Origin of the sequence: Pseudoalteromonas sp. MelDa3, from assembly GCF_002863625.1 — a bacterium.
Classification (GTDB): Bacteria; Pseudomonadota; Gammaproteobacteria; order Enterobacterales; family Alteromonadaceae; genus Pseudoalteromonas; species Pseudoalteromonas arctica.
This window is the reverse complement of the sequence record NZ_PJBR01000002.1, coordinates 24488-44737: the sequence shown is the minus strand read 5'-3', so window position 1 is coordinate 44737 and position 20250 is coordinate 24488. Positions and strand designations below refer to the sequence as shown.

Below are 20250 nucleotides of genomic sequence, written 5' to 3'. Positions count from 1 at the left end.
ATCAACAAAAAAGTGGTAGAAATTTTTTTTTATGCTGTCCAAAAAGATTACTTGCAAAATTAGCACTCCTTTACTAAATATTTAAAAGAGTATTTTCGGTCTTAACAGGATCTAAGAGGAAGAAATGATTATAAAAAACACTTTTAAAAAGCATCAAGGGACTATGTTAATCGGATTAGCGATTGCAACCGTAACTTTATCAAACTACGTGCATGCAAACGAACAATCAGCAATGCCACTTACATACGTCTCAAGTAAAGCGATTGAAAACAATCCTGAAGTACAAGAAGCATGGCATGCTTTTAAATCTTCTATTTATGGAGTGGATGCTGCCCGTTCAGGTTATTTACCAAGTGTTGATGTATCAGCAAGTGCAGGATATGAAAGAAGAAATTACGGTATTGAAGAAGAATATAACCGTAATACAGCCGAATTAAGCGTTACTCAAATGCTTTATGACGGTTTTAGAACATCTAATACAGTTGACCGTTTTAAACGTATTCAACTTATTAGGTACTTTGAGCTTATTTCTCAAACAGAACAAACAGCACTTGAAGCCTCGATTGCACTACTTGACGTACAAAAATTCAAAGAGTTAGTACAACTTGCAGAAGCTAATTTACAAGAGCACGAGTCTGTATACCAACAAATAGAGCAAAGCGTAGGCGCCGGTGTAGCGCGCGCAGCAGACCTAGAACAAATTAGTGGCCGTTTATCTCTAGCGCAATCTAATGTATTAACGGAGTACTCAAATTTACATGATGTAAGCGCTCGCTACCTAAGAGTTGTAGGTGAGCTACCTATGAACGATATAAAGCAAGCTGACCTTGATGAAAACAATATACCAATTTCGGTTAACCAAGCGCTAGACGTCGCCTACAAAAACAGCCCTTCATTTTATGCCTCTTTGTATAATATTGAAGCGCAAAAAGCGAACGCCAAAGCACAAAAAGCGGCCTTTCATCCTAACGTAGATTTATCTGCCCGCTACGGTAGCCAAGATAGAGATGAGCTTGGTCAAAATGAAACCAGAACAGAAGCGCGAGTCGGCATAGATATTAGTTATAACTTGTATAACGGTGGTCTTGATAGCGCTAATTTAGAACAAGCTTATCAAGATATAAACATTGCAAAATATCAACGAGATCAAGCCTGTATTGATATTCGTCAAAGTCTGCAAATTGCCTACTACAACGTCACTATACTAGAGCAAAAGTTGCCAGCGCTTAATCAACACCGCGAATCATCAACTAAAGTTAAAATTGCATATAAAGATCAATTTGATATAGGCCAACGAACTCTACTAGACGTACTTGATGCCGAAAACGAATCGTTCCAATCAACACGTTCATACATAGTTGCGCTTTACGACCGCCAATCGGCTATTTTAACTATGCTAAAAGAAATGGGGAAATTATTGCCAGCACTTGACGTAATGTCAGGTAAATACCCTACATTAAAAGAGCTAACTGACGATCCTATTGTGCATAACGCACAAAATATTTGTCCGAGTTACGATGTAGCAACCACCTTTAGCCGCAAGGCATTTCTACAAAAAAAAGCGAAGCAAGATAATGCCTACATGAGTGTAACCGCTATGCCAAGGTACTTAGATATACCGTTGGAAACCGACACTACACAAAGTAGCTTTTTAGATGATGATGGTGACGGCGTACCAAACGAGCAAGACACTTGTCCGAGTACGCCGCTGTCAACTAATGTTGATTTATCTGGCTGTACAATTTATAGCGCATCAACCTCGAATATAGAGATTGGTATCCCTTTTTCTGCTGACTCAAGCGATGTAAGGTCTCAATATATTCAAGAAATTAGTCGGCTTGCAGATTTTTTAAAAGAAAACCCAAATAAGCAGGTTGAAATACAAGGTCATGCTTCTCTAGATGGAGATCGAACATATAACCGCAAACTATCTGAAAAACGTGCGTTTGCCGTTGCTGAAATTCTAATTAAACAATTCGATATAAAACCAAAACGTGTTAAATCGTTCGGGTACGGTATTGATCAACCTCGAGTAAACGAAATATCAGTAAGAGCAAATGCTGCGAATCGACGTATCGAAGCTGTAATTACTGATAGCTAAGTCAATTAACGTTATGTAAATAACCTAAACTCGGCTTGAAATATTTAAGCTAAATTTATTTCTCGAGTTTAGGTTTAGTAGTAACAACCGCATGCAGTTCTACATAACATTGGATGGTTTATGGAATTAAACGATGTACTTGATCACGGTGGCATACTCGTTGACTGCCTAGCAGTTTTATGTCGCCATCATGATAAAGAGTTTTCAAGAGAAGCACTATTAAATGGACTTCCTCTAACTGATGGAAATCTTACTCCATCAGGTTTTTCGCGCGCAGCAAAGCGCATTGGCTTTAAATCAAAAGTAGTTAATAAGCCACTACAAAAAATTAATACAGCACTGCTACCTGCCATCTTAATTTTAAAAGACAATCAAGCCTGTGTTATTAATTCTATTGATTACGATAAGCAGTTGGTTAGTGTAATTTACCCAGAGCTTACCGAATCAGTTATCGAACAAAGCATTGATGAATTAGCAGGCAACAGTGTTGGTTTAATTATTTATGCACAACCAGAATTTGCATTTGATGAGCGAACACCTGTACTTGAAAAACTATCAAAAGACGGATGGTTTTGGGGAGTAATTAAAGAGTGCCGCTCACTTTATAAAGACGTAATCATTTCAGCTATTGCGTTGGGCTTTTTGTCGGTTGCCATGCCTTTATTTGTAATGAATGTATATGACCGCGTAGTGCCCAACCATGCAACAGAAACCCTTTGGGTACTTGCCATTGGTATTATGATAGCACTCACTGCTGACTTTGTTTTACGCTTAGTAAGAGGCTATTTTGTAGAGCTTGCTGCAAGCAGAATAGATGTCAAAGTATCGGCTGTAATTATGGAGCGGGTATTAGGTATGAAACTAAAAAACCGTCCATCATCAGCTGGCTCCTTTGCTAGCAATATTCAATCATTTGAAGCTGTACGTAACTTTTTTAGCTCCATAACGCTTGTCGCATTAGTCGACTTACCATTCGTAGTTTTATATTTAATTGTTATCGCCATTATTGGCGTACCTCTAAGTTTACCCATTATAGCGGGCGCACTTATATTATTAGCTTACGCTATAGCCGCACACCGCAAACTTGAAGCCCTTTCAGAGCAAACAATGAAAGCAAGCTCAATGCGAAATGCAGTATTAGTAGAAAGTTTAACCAACATTGAAGATGTAAAAAGTTTTCACTCAGAGTGTAAAACACAATCTGTATGGGAAAAGTCGACCATTTACATTGCGCAAGTAAACGCACAAAGCCGACTCGTTTCAAGCTCTATATCAAATACAGCATCGTGGATACAACAATGTGTAGGCGTGATAATAATGATAATAGGCGTACACCTCGTTATTGAAGGTGAGCTAACTCAAGGCGGATTAATTGCAGCCTACTTATTATCATCTCGTGCTATGGGCCCTATTGGGCAGTCAGCCGCTGTTTTAGCGCAATATCATCATGCCGCAATAGCAATGCAATCACTAAATGAGATTATGGAAAAAGAGGTCGAGCGCCCACCTGGTAAGCATTGGTTAAGCCACCCTATTTTAAAGGGCGATATAGAATTTAAAGATGTATGCTTTAAATACTCTGACGAATCTCATAATGCACTCAACGGCGTTAGTTTTAAAATTAAAGCTGGTGAAAAAGTCGCAATTTTAGGACGTAATGGCTCAGGTAAAAGTACATTAGAAAAGCTTATTTTAGGGCTATATGAACCCTGTTCAGGAGCAATTTTGATGGACAATAACGATATACATCAAATTGACCCTGCAGAGCTTCGCCATAATATTGGTTATGTACCGCAAACCGTTGCCCTGTTTTATGGGACCTTAAAAGACAACCTTACGATAAGCGCTTGGCATGCCAAAGACGAGCAAATTATTGAAGCCTGTGAGCGAAGCCAATTATTTGATTTAATTAATTCGCACCCAGACGGATTTGATTTACAAGTAGGCGAGCAAGGCCGCCAATTATCAGGAGGGCAACGCCAAGCTGTAGGTATGGCAAGAGCCATAATTAACGACCCTCCAATACTATTACTAGATGAGCCAACCTCATCACTAGATCATAATAGTGAAAGTAAAATTATTAATAATTTAAAGGGTTATTCTAAAGATAAAACCTTAATCGTGGTGACTCACCGCTCATCATTACTTGAGCTTGTTGACCGAATTATAGTTTTAGATAACGGAAAAGTAGTTGCTGATGGACCAAAACAAAAAGTAATTGCGGCGTTAAATAATAAAACCGTGGAGCAGGCCTCATGAGTGATAACAAAAAACCACTTGAACAACGCTCTTTTGAATCTGTTAGCAAAGCAATAGAAGCAAGAAAACAAGGTAAGCCATCCGTATTTAATAAACTATTTAAAGGATGGATTTCACCGCCAAATACTCAAGACTGGGTAGTAGATGCACAGTGGGAAAAAATGCAGCAGGAACCAGCAAGCGCTAGGTTACTACTTTATTTAATTTGCTTAACGTTTATATGCCTTATTGTGTGGTCTGGTTTTGCTAATTTGGATGAAGTTGCTCGTGGCGAGGGACGGGTTATTCCCTCTAATAAATTACAGCTTATTCAATCTTATGATGGTGGTATGGTCGAAAAAATAAATGTCCGAGAAGGCCAAATAGTAAACGAGGGTGATGTACTCATTAAAATAGACCCTACCCGCTTTATTTCTAGCTTTAGGGAAAATCAATCCAAGGTTGAATCGTTAAGTGCAAAAGTTGCGAGGCTCAGAGCGCTCACTCAAAAAAAGGAGCTCGTATTTAACGAAGATGTTATAAAAAATGCGCCTCAGGTGGTTCAACACGAACGCTCTCTTTATTTGAGTAACAGCCAAGAGTTGGAGCAACAGGTAAGTATTCACAAACGCCAACTAGAGCAGCGACACCAAGATTATATTGAAGCAAAAGCGGCACTTCAGCAGCATACCAGCGCGCTACGCTTAACAAACAGGGAGCTTAAAGTGACCCGCCCATTGTTACGCACCGGTGCTATTTCGGATATAGATATTATTCGTTTAGAGCGTCAAATAGTTGATTTAAACGGCGAGATAAACAGAACCAAAGCAGTTATAAATAGGAGTCTTTCGGCCATTAACGAAGCTAAAAATAAGGTAACCGAAGTTGAGCTCGTTATGATTAACCGCTGGAACAATGAACTCTCCGAAGCGCTACTGCGACTAGATTCAATTAAAGAAACTGAATCTGGCTTAGCCGATAAAGTAACTCAAACTGAAATACGCTCTCCTGTTAAAGGCACTGTACAACGATTATTAGTTAATACTGTTGGCGGTATTTTACAGCCAGGTAGTGATGTTATGGAAATTGTCCCGCTTGACGATCAACTTGTAGTAGAGGCAAAAATCCCGCCTAAAGACATTGCATTTTTACGCCCTGGGCAATCTGCAATGATAAAATTTAGTGCCTACGACTTTGCCGTATATGGTGGCCTTGAAGCCGAAGTATTACATATAAGTGCCGATACAATTACAGATGACCGCGAGAATACCTTTTATTTGGTGCAGCTAAAAACCACCAAAAATAATTTTTCAAAAGAGCTGACTATTATTCCAGGAATGACCACTCAAGTGGATATTATTACCGGTAAAAAAACCGTACTTGAGTATATTTTAAAACCGGTTCTTAGAGCTACATCGCAAGCAATGACAGAGCGTTAAAACATTTTATAAATGGAGAAGTAATGCGCCAAAGTATTTTTATTACACAGCCTGAATTTGAATCGAAACACTGGCATACAGCGTTTCCTGGTTGTTTGATATGCACAAAAGAACCACACAGAGTCACGGCATCAAGTATTATTTGGGTTTTAGCCGGCACACCTAATTGGCTTGAGCTTGTTAAAAAGTATTCTCAGCAACGTTTACTGGTTATCGTTATGACCAACGAACTAGAAATAAATCAACTAAGAAGTGCGCTTGAAGCAGGAGCTAGGGGGTACGTAGAAGCACTCGCTACTAAAGTAATTATTGAACAAGTACTTGAGACAATTTGTACTGGCGGAATATGGTTACCAGGGCAATTACTATCTAACTTAGTAGGAGCTTTATCAAATACACCGTTTAAATATGCGAGCACATGCGAGCTTGATGTACTCACAAAACGAGAACGCCAAGTAGTTGATATTGTTGTAACAGGTGCAACTAATAAGCAAGCTGCAGAATCTTTAAATATTACAGAACGCACAATTAAAGAGCATATGAGCTCTATATTTAATAAGCTAAAAGTTCGCGATCGTATTCAATTAATGTTAGTTGTAAAAGGGCATTAACCGCACAGTTAATGCCTATTACTTACTCTTTAATAACCCCATCAAAACCTAAGTTAATAAGCGTATCTATATCATCTTGGCTTGTTACACCTTGAGCCACCACTTTAATGCCAATAGAATGCGCTAATGTACACACTCCTCGCAGAAATGTTTGGTTATCTTGGCTGTAACTAATATTGTGTCCGTAAACACTATCAACCTTAATCATTTCAAGACCAAATTCCTGAATTTTATTAATTTTAGTAAATTCAGGGCCCACACGTTTTAATGCTACCTTAGCGCCCATACATCGAGCCTGCTCACAAAAATCTTTAAATATCTCAATTTCGCTAACGGCAATACTTTCACGAATATCAAAACAAATTTTAGAGGCTAAATCAGGAAACGCCGAAAGGTACGTAAGAATCGAAGCAAGTGCAGCATCATCAAGTAGCGTTTGAGCAGATAATTCAACCGAAATCAGTTCACTTGGTGGCTCAATACTATAATGAGCCACCAACGCCTTAATTAAACCCCAATCTAAACGCGCTAATAACTTTAATCGGTTAGCCCACTGGTAGTAGTAACTAGCACGGTATACTTGCCCACCAAGCTTTAGGCTCAACCCTAATTGATTTTGCATTACCTGCCCTGTAAAGCTCGTTACTGGGTAAGTATTTATTTCTAAATTATTATTGTTGAGTGCCTCTTCTATGGCATTTTTCCAGCTAGTTGCATTATCAAACAGCTCACTTTCTTGCTTGATTTGAGCTACTTTTGCTTGTACATCAGATTGTTTACCCGATGATTTTAAAAGTTCATCCGCACGCTTTAATACATCAAATCGCGTGTCGTCTTTTTGAATATAAGTACAGCTGTGAGGTATCGCTAGCTTAACGTTTTTATACTCTTCAACAAACGATTGATGCATCAATAAAATACGTTCACTGATTGCTTGAATATCATCAATATCACTAAATAAAACGGTAAAATCGCTGTGAGAAATACGTGCAATGTAATTTTCAGAAAAGTGTTCTTGGTTGCTCTCTAAGAAGCTAACCAACATCTGTGAAAATCGACGTAGAAAGTTAACCATTTCTACTCGTCCCACTTCCTCACTTACGCGATCGAGGTTAACAACCCTAAATAAAAATAAGGCACCATGGGCATGATCTTTCGATTTTTGTAAGTGAGCCTCAAGCGTTGCACCAAAGTATTCTCTATTTGCTAAACCAGTTAGCTCATCGTGTTGCGATTTAAATCTAAGCTCTTCTAAACGTTTATTATCTTCTTTAATAATACGGCTAAAACGGGTAGATAATTGGTTCATAGACTGCACTAAACGTGCAAACTCAAATGTGCGCGGAACGCTCGATTTAATAAAACGTTTTTCACCAAATGCATTAGCCTGATACACAACATCATCTAGTGGTTTTAATATTCTACTTAAAAAGTAAGCACTAACTATACAAGCAAAAAAAGCGACAATTAAAAAACTAAAAAATAGTTTAAGCGCACTTTCCCATAATGCTTGCTCAGCATATTGACTGTGGCTTTCTATAAACAAAGTACCAAACTGCTGCCAACCATTATTTACTTGCCCAACCCCTGGCTGTACATTTAATCCATACATTGCTCTAAACCACTGCGGAGCCGTCGCTTCGAGTTCATCGGTAAACGTGCGTTTAACAATCACCTCACCATTAGGGTTTTGTAGTTCTATTCGCTTATAGTGACCGGTATCAAATGTGGCCGATACTAATAATTCAAGCTCAACGGGGTCTTTATCTAATTGGCTGATCATTAACGCGAGTGAACTGGCGTTATCTACATTTTTTAAGTACAGCTGGGTCGAAAAATAACTTTTAGCCGAATTAGTGCTAATTAAAACACTACTTATAAAGCCTACAAAAATAACAATTAATAATGCAATCCACAGCTCTTGCCTGAGTGTTATTTTTCGTTTTTTAAGATACTTAGATAAGGAAAATGATGCCATTACCACATAACTCCTTCTTTGGTTGTCTGCTCCAAAATTTTACGCCAGCGTGAAAGTCTTGCTGTTGGGCTGGCTACACTTTTGGTTGAATTATTAGCCCATAAACCTTGGCTGTTAAAGCTAAAAACAGGGCTTAAATCTACACGTTTTGCAGCAGGTAAAACCTTTGTTACTAAACTGTCTAAAATAAGTGGCTGAGCGTTTGGTGTAGCAAAATAACCTAACACCATATGTGCTTGCGTTTTGTTAGTGCCCGCAATTTTTGCTTTTACATAAATAAGGCGTAACTTGTCGTCACTCACCCCTAGGGCTCTCAAGCTTATATACTTTGCTATTGCGTAATCTTCACAATCACCTAAGCCTCTGCCTAACGTTTCTAAAGGGGTTGCCCAATAATCGTTTTGTTTCCATAGCAAAATATCAGTTTGGTAGCGTAAATTACGCGCAAAAAAATCATTAACAATAAGAATTTGTTGTTGCTCTGGTTTGTTTTGAGTTTGTACCAACATACTTTGCCAGTTACGTGCAACAGCCGCTCGCGCAGGTCCATATTTTTGACCCATCAGCTCAATAAAGGTATTAAATTGAATAGTTAGTCGGCTTGCAAGCACACCACTAGAGAGTACAAAAAACAGTAATAGGTAGCGCAAATTGGCTTTGCACCATATAAATAATTTAGGATTTAAATGAGTTGGCTTAAACGCCATTTACAGAGCCACTGTTAATATAAGTGGCAATAAAATACATCTGTTGAGCACTACGCAATCTGCTTAAAAATTAATCCTAACAACAGCATAGCACTCAATATAAGAGGATGAGATATTTTGAATAACTTTTTTAATTAACTGGGCTATTTAGTAATAAGTTACTTTTTTAACTTCGCGTGGTTTTACTTCACCTATGTATAAATCGTGCACACGCTTCATATTAAGCTCAAGCTCGGTCACGTAAGTGTCATCTACTGCGTAAGTTTTAATTATTTGTGCACCTTTAATAAGCCCCTGCACTTTACTTTCTAGGTAATCGTCTTGAGCAATTGAACCTTCCACCGTTGTTCCTGCGGTAATTTTTTGCCCATATACTTGCTCAGTAAGCTCGCGGTAAGCCTCAAGCTTAGAAGCCTTAATTGCCATAAGTTGCTTTTGCGACGCGTTAGCGCCTTTTTGCAAGCTAATAGGTGCATACCCTATCGCTTTTAAAACGGGGTAATTATTTGGCTCTACATATTTATATTCAACATGCTTATCAAAAACGCTGCTACAACCACCTAAGGTTAAACACCCAAGTGTAATAAGTAATGAAATTGCTCGCATAGCATCTAGCCCTTGTATAGTAATTAGCAGTACATATGCACGTTTAATGCCATTTATAGCATTACTAATAATTACCAAATAACATTGGTACAGTCCTTGCTCTACCTAGTTAATAGCTAACGTTTAATTGGAGTAAAAGTATGAAGTCGTTTTTATCATTGGCATTTGCAGGATTAAGTGTAACGGCATTATTAACCTTCTCCCCTTTTACTAAAGCACAGTGGTATGAATCAACGGGTCACGCGAACGTTCAAAATGGTGATACGAGCGCAGCTAAATCTGCCGCTATAAAAGATGCGATTACACAAGCGTTAGTGTTCTCTGGCGCACGGGTTAGCTCTGTACAAACCCTGGTAGATGGCGTGTTAATGCAAGATCAGCTAAAAATTAGCAGCCACGGTGAAATTCAAAAAATTGAACTAATCAGCGAAAATAAATACGACAATAAATTTGCCGTTACATTACGACTCGATATTTTTTCTCAAACAGAGCAATGCCCACAAAATAGTTTTAATAAGTTTGTGGCCGTTACACAAAGCCAACTTGTTCATCGTGAACACGCCAAAATGGGTCAAATATTTGACGTAAGCAAAGCGATTAGCAAAAATATTTTTACTTCCCTGCAAAAATCAAAAATGAGCGCAGTACCTATTGCTTACTATAATAATGCAATAAGCGTTGATAAATACTTTTCGCAGCAGCACGACTATTCAAATGCCCAATTAGAAGAAATATCTTCGCGCAGTAACGCTCAATATGTTCTGCTTAGCCAAATAACCAGCCTTTCGACTAGCGACAAACTCAATAACGATTATGCATTTTGGCAAGACGAGGCGTATGAGCGCAGTTACAACATTGAGTTTGCACTGTTTGATGGCACTACCTATGAGCAACTTTGGCAAAATAGTTACCATACTCAAGCAATTTGGCCATTTGAAAAAACAACCATAGTTGATGTTAATAGTGATAGGTTTTGGCAATCGCCTTATGGGCAAAGCATAACCGATATCAACCAATCAGTAAGTTATGACATTCAAGCAGCTATGGCGTGTTTACCTACTCAAGGTAAAATAATGCATATGGAAAATAGCAAAATCGTTATTAACTTAGGTAAAGCTCATGGGTTAAAAAAAGGCCAAATGCTAAGCATTGCGCACCATAACTATTTAACCGACGCGGCAGGTAATGTTATGCCACACACCATCACCACGCTTAATAAAATTCGCGTAGAGCAGCTTTATCAGCAAACTGCTGTAGCTGTCAGTATTGATGACAAACCGCTACCTGGCGTGCAAATTAACGATGTTGTAGAAATAATCAGCCAAAACCTTTAAATATTTAATTAACTTTTTTAGTTAATTTAGCTTTTAAATTAGGGTGAGCCGATAACCACTCGCCCAATTGTTCTACACCAGATAAATGCGGATAATGCTTTCTGCATGCAAACACCACATTACGCTGCTGATTAGGGAATATAGGCAAGTAATCAATCCCTACACGGTCGGTACATGCCAACTTTGGTACAAATGTAATACCGTCATCCATGGCCACTAACGCTAATAATGTTTCTAAACTATTACCTTTATACTGGTTAGATACATCGACTCCTGCAGAAAAACAAAACTTTTGGGCTTGATCTTTAAAGCAATGGCCATCACTTAACATTAATAGGCTGCATCCTTGAAGATCGCTCAGCGCTACTTTTTTATGCTTAGACAGCGCGTTATCGTGTGATACCGCCACTAAAAAATCTTCTTTGTATAAAGCAACCGTATGGTAATTAATAAGCTCTGGCACATCGGCTAAAATAGCAAAGTCGAGTTCACCCTTGTTTAAAGCTTCTAAAATTGTTGCTGTTTGCATCTCAATAAACGAAAACTGGCTATCAATAAATGCCGCTTTCATCGATGTTAGTAACGCAGGCAACAAGTAAGGCGCAATGGTAGGAATAATACCAATAGTTAATTTACCTTGTAGAGGCTCGTTAGAAGTAGCAGCAAGTTCTTTGAGTATTTGCGTTTGTTCTAAAATAATCTCTATTTGCGTCAACAAACGTTCACCTTTTGCTGTTAAGGTAACTTGCTTGGTTGAGCGATCAAACAAAGTAACGCCAAGCTCATTTTCGAGTTTTTTTACTTGACCACTTAATGTAGGCTGGCTTACAAAACATGCATCGGCAGCTTTGCGAAAATGTTTATATTGCGCTATTGCTTTTACATATTCAAAATCTTTTAAGTTCATATTCAGCTCTACGTGATAGTTTATAACTATCAGTTTAATACAAACAAACGATTGGAACTATATTTAATTATTCACCATAATGGCTATCAACAAATCAAGAGGAACAAAAACTATGTTAAACAATATCGAAGGTCAAACAATCCCAAGTGTTACATTTGCAACTCGTCAAAATAACGATTGGAAATCAGTAACAACAGATGACATTTTTAAAGGTAAAACTGTTGTAGTGTTTTCACTACCAGGTGCATTCACACCAACATGTTCATCAACTCACTTACCACGTTACAACGAATTAGCAGGCGTACTTAAGCAAAACGGCGTTGACGAAATTGTATGTTTATCAGTAAACGATACCTTTGTAATGAACGCATGGGCTGAACATCAAGAAGCGCAAAACATTACTTTATTACCAGACGGCAACGGCGAATTTACTGACGGCATGGGCATGTTAGTAGACAAAAACGACCTAGGCTTTGGTAAGCGCAGCTGGAGATACTCTATGCTTGTTAAAGATGGCGTGATTGACAAAATGTTCATCGAACCAGATTTACCAGGTGACCCGTTTGAAGTATCTGACGCAGACACAATGCTTGATTACATCAACCCTAAGCAAGCTAAACCAGAACCAGTAAGCATCTTTACTAAACCTGGCTGTCCTTTCTGTAAAAAAGCAAAAGAGCTTCTTGCAGAAAAAGGCTTCGCATATGAAGAGATTGTTATGGGTGCAGGCGCATCACTAACAAGCCTAAAAGCTGTATCTGGTCGTGACACTGTTCCACAAATATTCATTGGTGGTAAACACATCGGTGGTTCAGACGACTTAGAAAAATACTTTGCTTAATTAATAAGTAAATTAAATACCTAACGTTAGTAGGTAAAAAATAGGGGCTTTTATGCCCCTATTTATTAGAGGAAAAAATACTATGAAAGAATTGCAAACCGATGTTGTTGTTATAGGCGCAGGCACTGCTGGTTTAAGTGCTTATCGTAATGCTAAACAGTTCACACAAAATGTATTAATGATCGAATCAGGCCCATACGGCACCACATGTGCACGTGTTGGTTGTATGCCAAGTAAGTTATTGATTGCAGCCGCTGAAGCTGCACACGCAATTGAAATGGCACCTGCATTTGGTGTTCATAGCTCAAAGCCTATCATTGATGGCAAAGCAGTTATGGCACGCGTTAAAAGTGAACGAGATCGTTTTGCAGGATTCGTAGTAGAAGCCGTAGATGAATTACCAGATGGTGATAAAATTCGTGGTTACGCTAAATTTTTAGACACAAACCGCATACAAATAGACGACCACACAATTATTACAGCAAAACGCTTTGTAATTGCCACCGGTTCACGCCCTTCGTACCCTGGCGTATTTAATAACTTTGGCGACAAACTTATTATAAACGACGACGTATTTGATTGGGATGACCTACCAGAATCAGTCGCTGTATTTGGCCCTGGTGTAATAGGTCTTGAAATTGGCCAAGCACTTAGCCGACTAGGCGTAAATGTAAAACTATTTGGTGTAGGCGGCGCAATTGGCCCACTTACAGACCCAGTAGTAAAAGACTATGCAAATACTGTTTTTGCTGAAGAATTTTTTGTAGATACCGACTCAAACGTATCTGACATGATGCAAGTTGGCGACAAAGCACAGCTAACTTACACCGACAAACAAGGTGAAAAACACACCGAACAGTTTGACTACGTACTTGCAGCCACAGGCCGAGTACCTAACGTAGATAAACTAGGCCTTGAAAACACCGGCATTGAGCTTGATGAACGCGGCGTACCGCACGCAGACACGCACACAATGCAATGTGGTGAGTCGAACATATTTATAGCAGGCGATGCGAGTAACATGCTCCCATTGTTACACGAAGCATCAGACCAAGGTGCTATTGCAGGTCAAAATGCCGGGCGCTTCCCAGATGTACGTATAGGTCTGCGCAGAGCTAAAATTGCAGCTGTATTTAGCGACCCACAAATGGCGATGGTAGGCGAAAGCTACAAGCAAATTACCGACCGTTTAGGCCCATGTGGTTGTTTTGAAGTAGGCGAAGTCAGCTTTGAAAACCAAGGCCGTAGCCGAGTAATGCTTAAAAACAAAGGTCATATGCGAGTATACGCAGAGCAAGGTACAGGCTTATTTTTAGGTGCTGAGTTTATTGGCCCACAAGCCGAACACATCGCTCACTTACTTGCATGGGCTGTACAAAACAAAATGACCGTACCAGAAATGCTTGATATGCCATTTTACCACCCAGTAATTGAAGAAGGGTTACGTACCGCCCTTCGCGACTTAAATGCCAAACTTAAATTTGGCCCAGACATTGTAAATTCATGTATGGAATGTGGCCCAGGCGCATAACCTATTTGCCACACATACAAACTTGCTAGCAAAAGCCAAAACTAACGTTTTGGCTTTTTTTTATAATTTTTTTGAGCTGACCTCTCAAAAAAAAATTTAGCTGTTACACTTAATTGATAATTCAATTAAAAAGATGGAATAGCTATGCCCAATAATAAATTTAGACTAGTCACCCGCAGCGATTTTGATGGCTTAGTTTGTGCTGTATTGCTTAAAGACTTGGACCTAATTGACGATATTTTGTTTGTTCACCCAAAAGACATGCAAGATGGCAAAATAGACATTGCCGAAAACGACATTACCACCAACCTCCCCTACGTTGCAGGTTGTCACATCGCATTCGATCATCACCTTAGCGAAACCGTTCGTAACTCAAGCGACATAAAAAATCATATTATTGATCCAGAAGCCCCATCAGCAGCTCGCGTAGTTTATGACTATTATGGCGGCGCTGAAAAACTTCCAAATATTTCTGTTGAAATGATGGACGCGGTAGATAAAGGCGATGCTGCTCAGTTTTCAAAAGACGAAATATTAAACCCAACCGATTGGGTCTTAATGAACTTTATTATGGATGCGCGAACTGGCCTTGGCCGTTTTCGCGAGTTTAAAATTTCAAATTACCAATTAATGATGAAACTGATTGATGCGTGTAAAGATCAAAGCATCGAAGAAATCCTACAAATGGAAGACGTAGCCGAGCGTGTTGCTTTATATAACGAGCATAACGAAAAAGCTAAAGAGCAAATTTCTCAATGCGCTACCGTCCATAAAAACTTAGTGGTTCTTGATTTAACTCAAGAAGAAACTATTTACGCCACAAACCGATTTGTTATTTATGCAATGTACCCCGACTGCAATATCTCGATTCATAAAATGTGGGGCCTTAAAAAACAAAACGTAGTGTATGCCGTTGGTAAATCAATCACTAACCGCAGCTCAAACACGAATGTTGGCGAACTGTGCCTTAAATACGGCGGTGGTGGTCATTTAAATGCAGGTACTTGCCAAGTAGAAACAAGTAAATCTGAAGCCGTACTTAGTGAGCTAATCGATACGATTACAAGTGATGGCTAATATTAACTTACAATAACCAGAGTCATATAATAGCTCTGGTTATTTTATTTTAGTAGAGTGAGTTTTAATCGCTCTCTTTTTCATATAAATTTCTGTAATAATAAAAGAAATAATGACCTCATGTTAGATACTAAAAACTTCGAAAAAACACTTTATCAAGATACCAAAAAAGCGTTTAAAAACATTATACAAAAATACGGTAACGATCTTTATGTAATGGGCTTTTACCACACAGGTAGCTACTCACTACTTCCAATGTTTAATACCTTATCGGATTTAAAAAAAGTATTTGAAGAAGAGTACGGCAATGATGTAAGTAGTTTTTACATGGCTAAATGGAATCCAGAAGACTACCCCACGCTTGAGGATTATTCCGAATACTTTGATGAAACAACTCTAGAGTGTCAAAAACTAGAAAACAGCATTGATTTGTTTCAATCAGATATAGAAGCAATGGATAATTGGCATCAATGGCTTACAACCATGGAGAAAGTGCTCATACAATTAGATACCGAAGGGATATTTTCAAATGGTATCGAACGCGAAAAAATTACTTTAGCAATACTCGCCTATGATGAAGAAGAAAGTATTCAATTTAAAAGAATCAAACGACTTAACCCACCAACTGTTCTAGCACAAATTCGAACTGACTTTGAAGCCATGATTACAGAGCGTGAAAAATGCGAGCAAGAAGTGTTAAATACCATTAATTAAAAATAAAACACGACTACATATACGCTATACACAAAGTATAAGGAAGGGAGGTTAAAATATAACTCATTGATTTAATTGGTAGCCCCTGCAAGAATCGAACTTGCAACTGCCCCTTAGGAGGGGGCCGTTATATCCATTTAACTAAGAGGCCACAAATAAGCTGTGTGCTTAGAGGTGTGAATTATAACGGCATCTGGTTTTTTATATCAAGCAACAACTGAACTTAGTTGCTTGATAAGTATATATCTTCTTTATTTAGTACATAAATTGGGATTAGTTTTCGACTACTCGCGACGATTTTTTTTGTATGCGCGTTAATTACACGTGTATTTACAACAACAGCATCATGGCGATAAATTAATGTACCCGCTAATACATGGCTCGCCATTTGCTCATCACTAAGCTTTTCAATATCACGTGAAAAAGCAAAATCACCACGGCTATTTACATCTATTGTTTGGGTTGTTTTAAAATCAACCACGCCATAACCAAACTTTTGTAACTGATGAATTAACGTCTCAGATATTTGATTACCCAATTGATTACTTTTAGTAAGCGATGAATCAAGATCGACCAAGGTAGTAACGGCAATATTAATATTGGTGTCGGTATCACTTTCAAATTCAAGCGTATCAACCAAATCAAGTGCCATTTGCTCTACATAGTTAGCAAGTGTTTTATGGTGCTTAAGTGGTGTGAACTGCTGAGATGGATCATATTCAACTTGCGATTGTATTGCTTGATTATTATAAGCAATATTAAGCTGATCATTACCACCGTTTACTGTGTAATCTGTTCGTGTTGTGTTTTCGTTATGCTCATTATTATGCGTCATTGAGCAGCCTGTTAACCCAATTAAAGTAGTAAATCCAACGATAGTAATTAGTATATACGACATAGTTAGCCTCACTTGCTTGCTTGCTTAAGCATTATACCATCAGTGCGGTAGTTACTATTAAGTGCATCAACAACTGACTGCGGAATAAAACCTTGCGCAGTGCCTACTACGGCTTTGCTTTGCAGCCCAATAATACGTGCATTTACAAGGACTCCTCCTTGACTACTCACTAATGTGCCAGCGAGTACGTATTTAAAGTTTTGATCTTGGTTAAGCTCTAAATAATCTCGACTAAATACAAAGTCTCCTTCAGGTGTAACACGCATGTAGTCGGTTGTTTTAAAGTCAATAACGGGTATGCCAAAATTATGTAGCTCGTGCATAAAACTTTCTGATATTTGATTACCCAGTAAACTACTGTCATTAAAATCATCATCTAAAAATACAAAACTTGAAACAGCTAATGGTGTTTTTCCATTAACATATTGCAGATTTTCAACCATGTCTTGCATTATCCCGCGTACATAATGGTTTATGTTCTTTCGCATTGGCGGAGTCGGCTTAGTATGACTATTTTTTTGAGCAAAGTCCGATTGAAATAAACGGTCATTGGATACTGGATCTGCAACATCACGCTGATTATTAACGAGTTGCGTTGTTTGGTTATTATTTTGAACCTGGGTCTCATCCGTACCTGTATTCATACCATTTAGTATATGCGAACAGCCAAAGCCCAAAGGTAAACAGAGGGTAATTAATAGATTTCTCATTTTGTGCTCCTGGTTAGTATTCGCTGCGGTATAAGTAGCCATCGCGTTGCTGTATTTTTTCATTACCCCACATCACATTAATTGGGATCTCGGTACTTCCCGCAGAGAGCACCTGTTTATTTTCTATATTCACAAGCCGTGCATTAACTATGTATGCATGCTGCTGGCGAGTCACTGTTCCTGTGATAACTAAGTCAATATTTTGGCGATTACGTAATTTACTTAAATCGCGACTTAAAATACTGTCTGAGTTTTCTGATAAATAGAGGTTATTCCCAAGTCTGTACTCAACCGTGTGATAACCTAGTTGCGTAAATTGTGTAAGCAGACTTTCTTGGATCTGCTGACTTAAGCCTGAGGCTTGCCCTGTCACTAATTTTGTATCTAGTGCATCTGCATAAAAGAAGCTACTAACGCCAACACGTGCATTAGCATTTAATGCTCCATTTAGGTGGTTAAGTTGCGACGTTAAATTAACTACATAGTCATCAACAGTAAAAGGAGCCATGGCCGCTTTAGGTGCATCTGTAGGCACACTTGGTTCTGGCGGTGGCACCAAGTTACAAGCAGCTAAATTTAAAAATAATAAAGGCAGTAAAAGGCGCATAATTGCCATCCTCTTCAAAACATACTGAGGATGAAGCAATTTGTATGCCTATATCGTACTTCTGTAAGGTTGTTGAACATAATAGCTAACAAAACATGCTACTTGTTGCTTTATAAGAGCTAAACAATCATTTTTCGCATCCGCTTAATTGCTATAAGCACCTAACTTCAATCGATAAAAAGTTGTGTTATTAACACTTACGGTTTCTACATTTATCTCAGTGGATAAGATGATATTTTGTGGTATTTTTTTTTGGAATTCGCTGAGCTTCTTTTGCAATGCATTTTTATTTTTAAAAGCGGCAATTTGCAAAGCAAACAATGCCGAGTCGGTTTTTAATATACTTTCGTTATTAACTACATCATTTACACGAGTATTTAGAACATCAGACTCATTTAGTTGTTTTAGGTTAGTAGCAAGCTGCGTTAATTTATTTTCTAACTTGAGTAGCTGCTCTACTTTTGGTTGAGAGCTTTCCCATTGTGCCGCAGAGCTTTTGAGCAGCTCCAAATCAGACTTTTCAATAAGAATCGGTTGCGGGGTTGCTTGAGCCATTTTAACTTGTTGAGATGAGTTACATGCAGATAAAACAAGTACACCCATTAGCATCATGCATTCTAAGCTCCGTTTTAAAAGCATTTTCCTTCCCTGAAATGACGTTGTTTTATGGGGAAATATACCCCCTAAACGCATTTAATTATGAAGGGTGTATTTTATGGATAAACAGATTTTAAGCAAGTTTCTATTTTAACTACAGCTTTACTGGCTTATCGGTGTAGTTACTTACTATGCAATCGAGTTTGTACAACTTGAATACGTCACAGTCTGCTTTTGCATTTTTAAAGTTTTGGTAAGAGCCAAGTTTTAGCCTGTAAAACATTTTGTCGTTTATTTTGGCGGCTTCTACGTTAGTCAATATTTTGTCTCTAAACAACGGTGCTGCTTTAGTATTTAGCTCTTGCCATGCTTTAGCCACACCTTGCTCTGAGTCAACCGAAGCTACCTGTAAAGCAAATACATGTTTAGGTTTATTTAATTCTACAGTTTGTTTTTTATTACTGTAATTTTGTTTAACTTGTTGGCGTGACTTAACATTACGTGTGTTTCGTGGTGAGCGTACAGACTTGCTGCTATACCCTTGATTAGACTGCGCAATAGCTTTGCTGTTTATAATATCGATATGATTTACGAGGTAAGTTATTTCTTTTTCTAATCTTAAAATTCGCTCTATACCTTCACGAGCTTGTTGCCACTGCATTGCGGCATCTTTTAGCTGTGCAAGTTCAAGGGCTGTAATTGATACGTAGTCAGGCGAGTTACTTTGAGGTTGTTCATCAATGGTTTTTATTTCAGGCGAGACGCTGCATGCTGTACCAAATAAAAGCATTAGCAAGCTAAGTAAAAGCCCAATGTTTTTTTTTTTATATATAAACATGTATTAGTTGTCCTGAAAGCAGTGTTTTTACACTACATTTCAGTTAAACATTCTCACAAGAAAGCGTTTAACTTTATTTAAGCTGTGAGCTATAAAACTTAGCTCTTCGCATGCTTGTCAGTATTTCGTAAAACACAACGTTGCATACTCCACCCCTTCCTTGAGAGCATTATTTAATACAAATTCAATGCCAATTAACACAAACTTTACAACATAAATAACAATATGTCTGTAATGACTTAAAAACTTTTATTTTAGAGCTATTCCTTTTCTTATTTTATTCTAGGGCCTGTTGACCTTTCAGGATTAAAATTTGTTCAATCTAGGGGCGATTTAATCGCGGCGCGAGGTTTGTAACCTAGTGGGCTAAGTAAAAACCGAGTAACAAAGAGTAAATTGTCCCGAGGCAGAACCCTTCGGGCAGCGCATGTTTGGCATTTATGCTACGTTATCGCCTATTTATGGGGAATAACCACACTACATAGGCTCTGCCTTGCCTAAATACCAAACAGCCTG

The 20250-nt window shown here is 38.3% G+C and carries 18 protein-coding genes and 1 tRNA gene; 9 read left to right on the top strand and 10 right to left on the bottom strand.

Annotation, left to right across the window (positions count from 1 at the left end; all coding sequences use genetic code 11):
* Positions 1 to 124: 124 nt before the first annotated feature.
* The 4 genes from CXF89_RS00680 to CXF89_RS00665 all read left to right on the top strand — a co-directional run bounded on the left by CXF89_RS00680 (position 125) and on the right by CXF89_RS00665 (position 6389).
* Positions 125 to 2101, top strand: a complete 1977-nt coding sequence (locus CXF89_RS00680; protein ID WP_121953507.1) for a TolC family outer membrane protein — start codon at positions 125 to 127, stop codon at positions 2099 to 2101.
* Between the two features lie 120 nt (positions 2102 to 2221).
* A complete protein-coding gene (locus CXF89_RS00675; RefSeq protein WP_121953506.1) occupies positions 2222 to 4360 on the top strand; it encodes a type I secretion system permease/ATPase in 2139 nt (712 codons plus the stop codon).
* Complete coding sequence (locus CXF89_RS00670) at positions 4357 to 5778, top strand: HlyD family type I secretion periplasmic adaptor subunit (protein WP_024608819.1); 1422 nt, start codon at positions 4357 to 4359, stop codon at positions 5776 to 5778. The genes CXF89_RS00675 and CXF89_RS00670 overlap by 4 nt, the downstream gene beginning before the upstream one ends.
* 23 nt (positions 5779 to 5801) lie before the next feature.
* Positions 5802 to 6389, top strand: coding sequence for a response regulator transcription factor (locus CXF89_RS00665; RefSeq protein WP_007583159.1), 588 nt, complete (start codon positions 5802 to 5804; stop codon positions 6387 to 6389).
* 22 nt (positions 6390 to 6411) lie between these two features.
* Here CXF89_RS00665 and CXF89_RS00660 read toward each other — a convergent pair whose 3' ends face one another.
* The 3 genes from CXF89_RS00660 to CXF89_RS00650 all read right to left on the bottom strand — a co-directional run bounded on the left by CXF89_RS00660 (position 6412) and on the right by CXF89_RS00650 (position 9680).
* On the bottom strand, positions 6412 to 8367 hold the full coding sequence (locus tag CXF89_RS00660) for a bifunctional diguanylate cyclase/phosphodiesterase (protein WP_007583158.1): 1956 nt from the start codon (positions 8365 to 8367) through the stop codon (positions 6412 to 6414).
* The gene (locus CXF89_RS00655) at positions 8367 to 9074 is read right to left on the bottom strand and encodes a transglutaminase-like cysteine peptidase (RefSeq protein ID WP_121953505.1); all 708 of its coding nucleotides are present in this window, start codon (positions 9072 to 9074) and stop codon (positions 8367 to 8369) included. The genes CXF89_RS00660 and CXF89_RS00655 overlap by 1 nt, the downstream gene beginning before the upstream one ends.
* Positions 9075 to 9221: 147 nt before the next feature.
* Positions 9222 to 9680: an LPP20 family lipoprotein gene (locus CXF89_RS00650; RefSeq protein WP_008168853.1), complete on the bottom strand. Its 459-nt coding sequence runs from the start codon at positions 9678 to 9680 to the stop codon at positions 9222 to 9224.
* A 140-nt stretch (positions 9681 to 9820) separates the two neighbouring features.
* Here CXF89_RS00650 and CXF89_RS00645 point away from each other — a divergent pair, with 140 nt between their 5' ends.
* Positions 9821 to 11014, top strand: coding sequence for a flagellar assembly protein FlgT (locus tag CXF89_RS00645; RefSeq protein WP_121953504.1), 1194 nt, complete (start codon positions 9821 to 9823; stop codon positions 11012 to 11014).
* Positions 11015 to 11018: 4 nt separating this feature from the next.
* Here CXF89_RS00645 and CXF89_RS00640 read toward each other — a convergent pair whose 3' ends face one another.
* Positions 11019 to 11921 (bottom strand): LysR substrate-binding domain-containing protein, encoded by a 903-nt coding sequence (locus CXF89_RS00640; RefSeq protein WP_024589976.1) that lies wholly within the window; start codon positions 11919 to 11921, stop codon positions 11019 to 11021.
* 112 nt (positions 11922 to 12033) lie between these two features.
* Here CXF89_RS00640 and CXF89_RS00635 point away from each other — a divergent pair, with 112 nt between their 5' ends.
* The 4 genes from CXF89_RS00635 to CXF89_RS00620 all read left to right on the top strand — a co-directional run bounded on the left by CXF89_RS00635 (position 12034) and on the right by CXF89_RS00620 (position 16084).
* Positions 12034 to 12762 (top strand): glutathione peroxidase, encoded by a 729-nt coding sequence (locus CXF89_RS00635; protein ID WP_010553231.1) that lies wholly within the window; start codon positions 12034 to 12036, stop codon positions 12760 to 12762.
* A gap of 82 nt (positions 12763 to 12844) precedes the next feature.
* Positions 12845 to 14293 carry a dihydrolipoyl dehydrogenase gene (locus CXF89_RS00630; RefSeq protein WP_121953503.1) on the top strand — a complete coding sequence of 483 codons (1449 nt, stop codon included), beginning with the start codon at positions 12845 to 12847 and terminating at the stop codon, positions 14291 to 14293.
* A 144-nt stretch (positions 14294 to 14437) separates the two neighbouring features.
* A complete protein-coding gene (locus CXF89_RS00625) occupies positions 14438 to 15370 on the top strand; it encodes a DHH family phosphoesterase (RefSeq protein ID WP_121953502.1) in 933 nt (310 codons plus the stop codon).
* Positions 15371 to 15490: 120 nt separating this feature from the next.
* A complete protein-coding gene (locus CXF89_RS00620) occupies positions 15491 to 16084 on the top strand; it encodes a DUF4303 domain-containing protein (protein WP_121953501.1) in 594 nt (197 codons plus the stop codon).
* 76 nt (positions 16085 to 16160) lie between these two features.
* On the opposite strand, the gene CXF89_RS00615 is transcribed toward CXF89_RS00620, so the two are convergent.
* The 6 genes from CXF89_RS00615 to CXF89_RS00590 form a co-directional block, all read right to left on the bottom strand.
* A tRNA-Arg gene (locus CXF89_RS00615) sits at positions 16161 to 16235 on the bottom strand.
* 72 nt (positions 16236 to 16307) lie between these two features.
* Positions 16308 to 16982: a FlgO family outer membrane protein gene (locus tag CXF89_RS00610; protein WP_121953500.1), complete on the bottom strand. Its 675-nt coding sequence runs from the start codon at positions 16980 to 16982 to the stop codon at positions 16308 to 16310.
* Positions 16983 to 16990: 8 nt separating this feature from the next.
* Positions 16991 to 17692: a FlgO family outer membrane protein gene (locus tag CXF89_RS00605; protein WP_010553226.1), complete on the bottom strand. Its 702-nt coding sequence runs from the start codon at positions 17690 to 17692 to the stop codon at positions 16991 to 16993.
* A gap of 13 nt (positions 17693 to 17705) precedes the next feature.
* A complete protein-coding gene (locus CXF89_RS00600; protein ID WP_121953499.1) occupies positions 17706 to 18299 on the bottom strand; it encodes a FlgO family outer membrane protein in 594 nt (197 codons plus the stop codon).
* 144 nt (positions 18300 to 18443) lie between these two features.
* Positions 18444 to 18938 carry an SPOR domain-containing protein gene (locus CXF89_RS00595; protein WP_180961365.1) on the bottom strand — a complete coding sequence of 165 codons (495 nt, stop codon included), beginning with the start codon at positions 18936 to 18938 and terminating at the stop codon, positions 18444 to 18446.
* 112 nt (positions 18939 to 19050) lie between these two features.
* Positions 19051 to 19734, bottom strand: coding sequence for an SPOR domain-containing protein (locus tag CXF89_RS00590; RefSeq protein WP_121953497.1), 684 nt, complete (start codon positions 19732 to 19734; stop codon positions 19051 to 19053).
* Between the last annotated feature and the right edge of the window lie 516 nt (positions 19735 to 20250).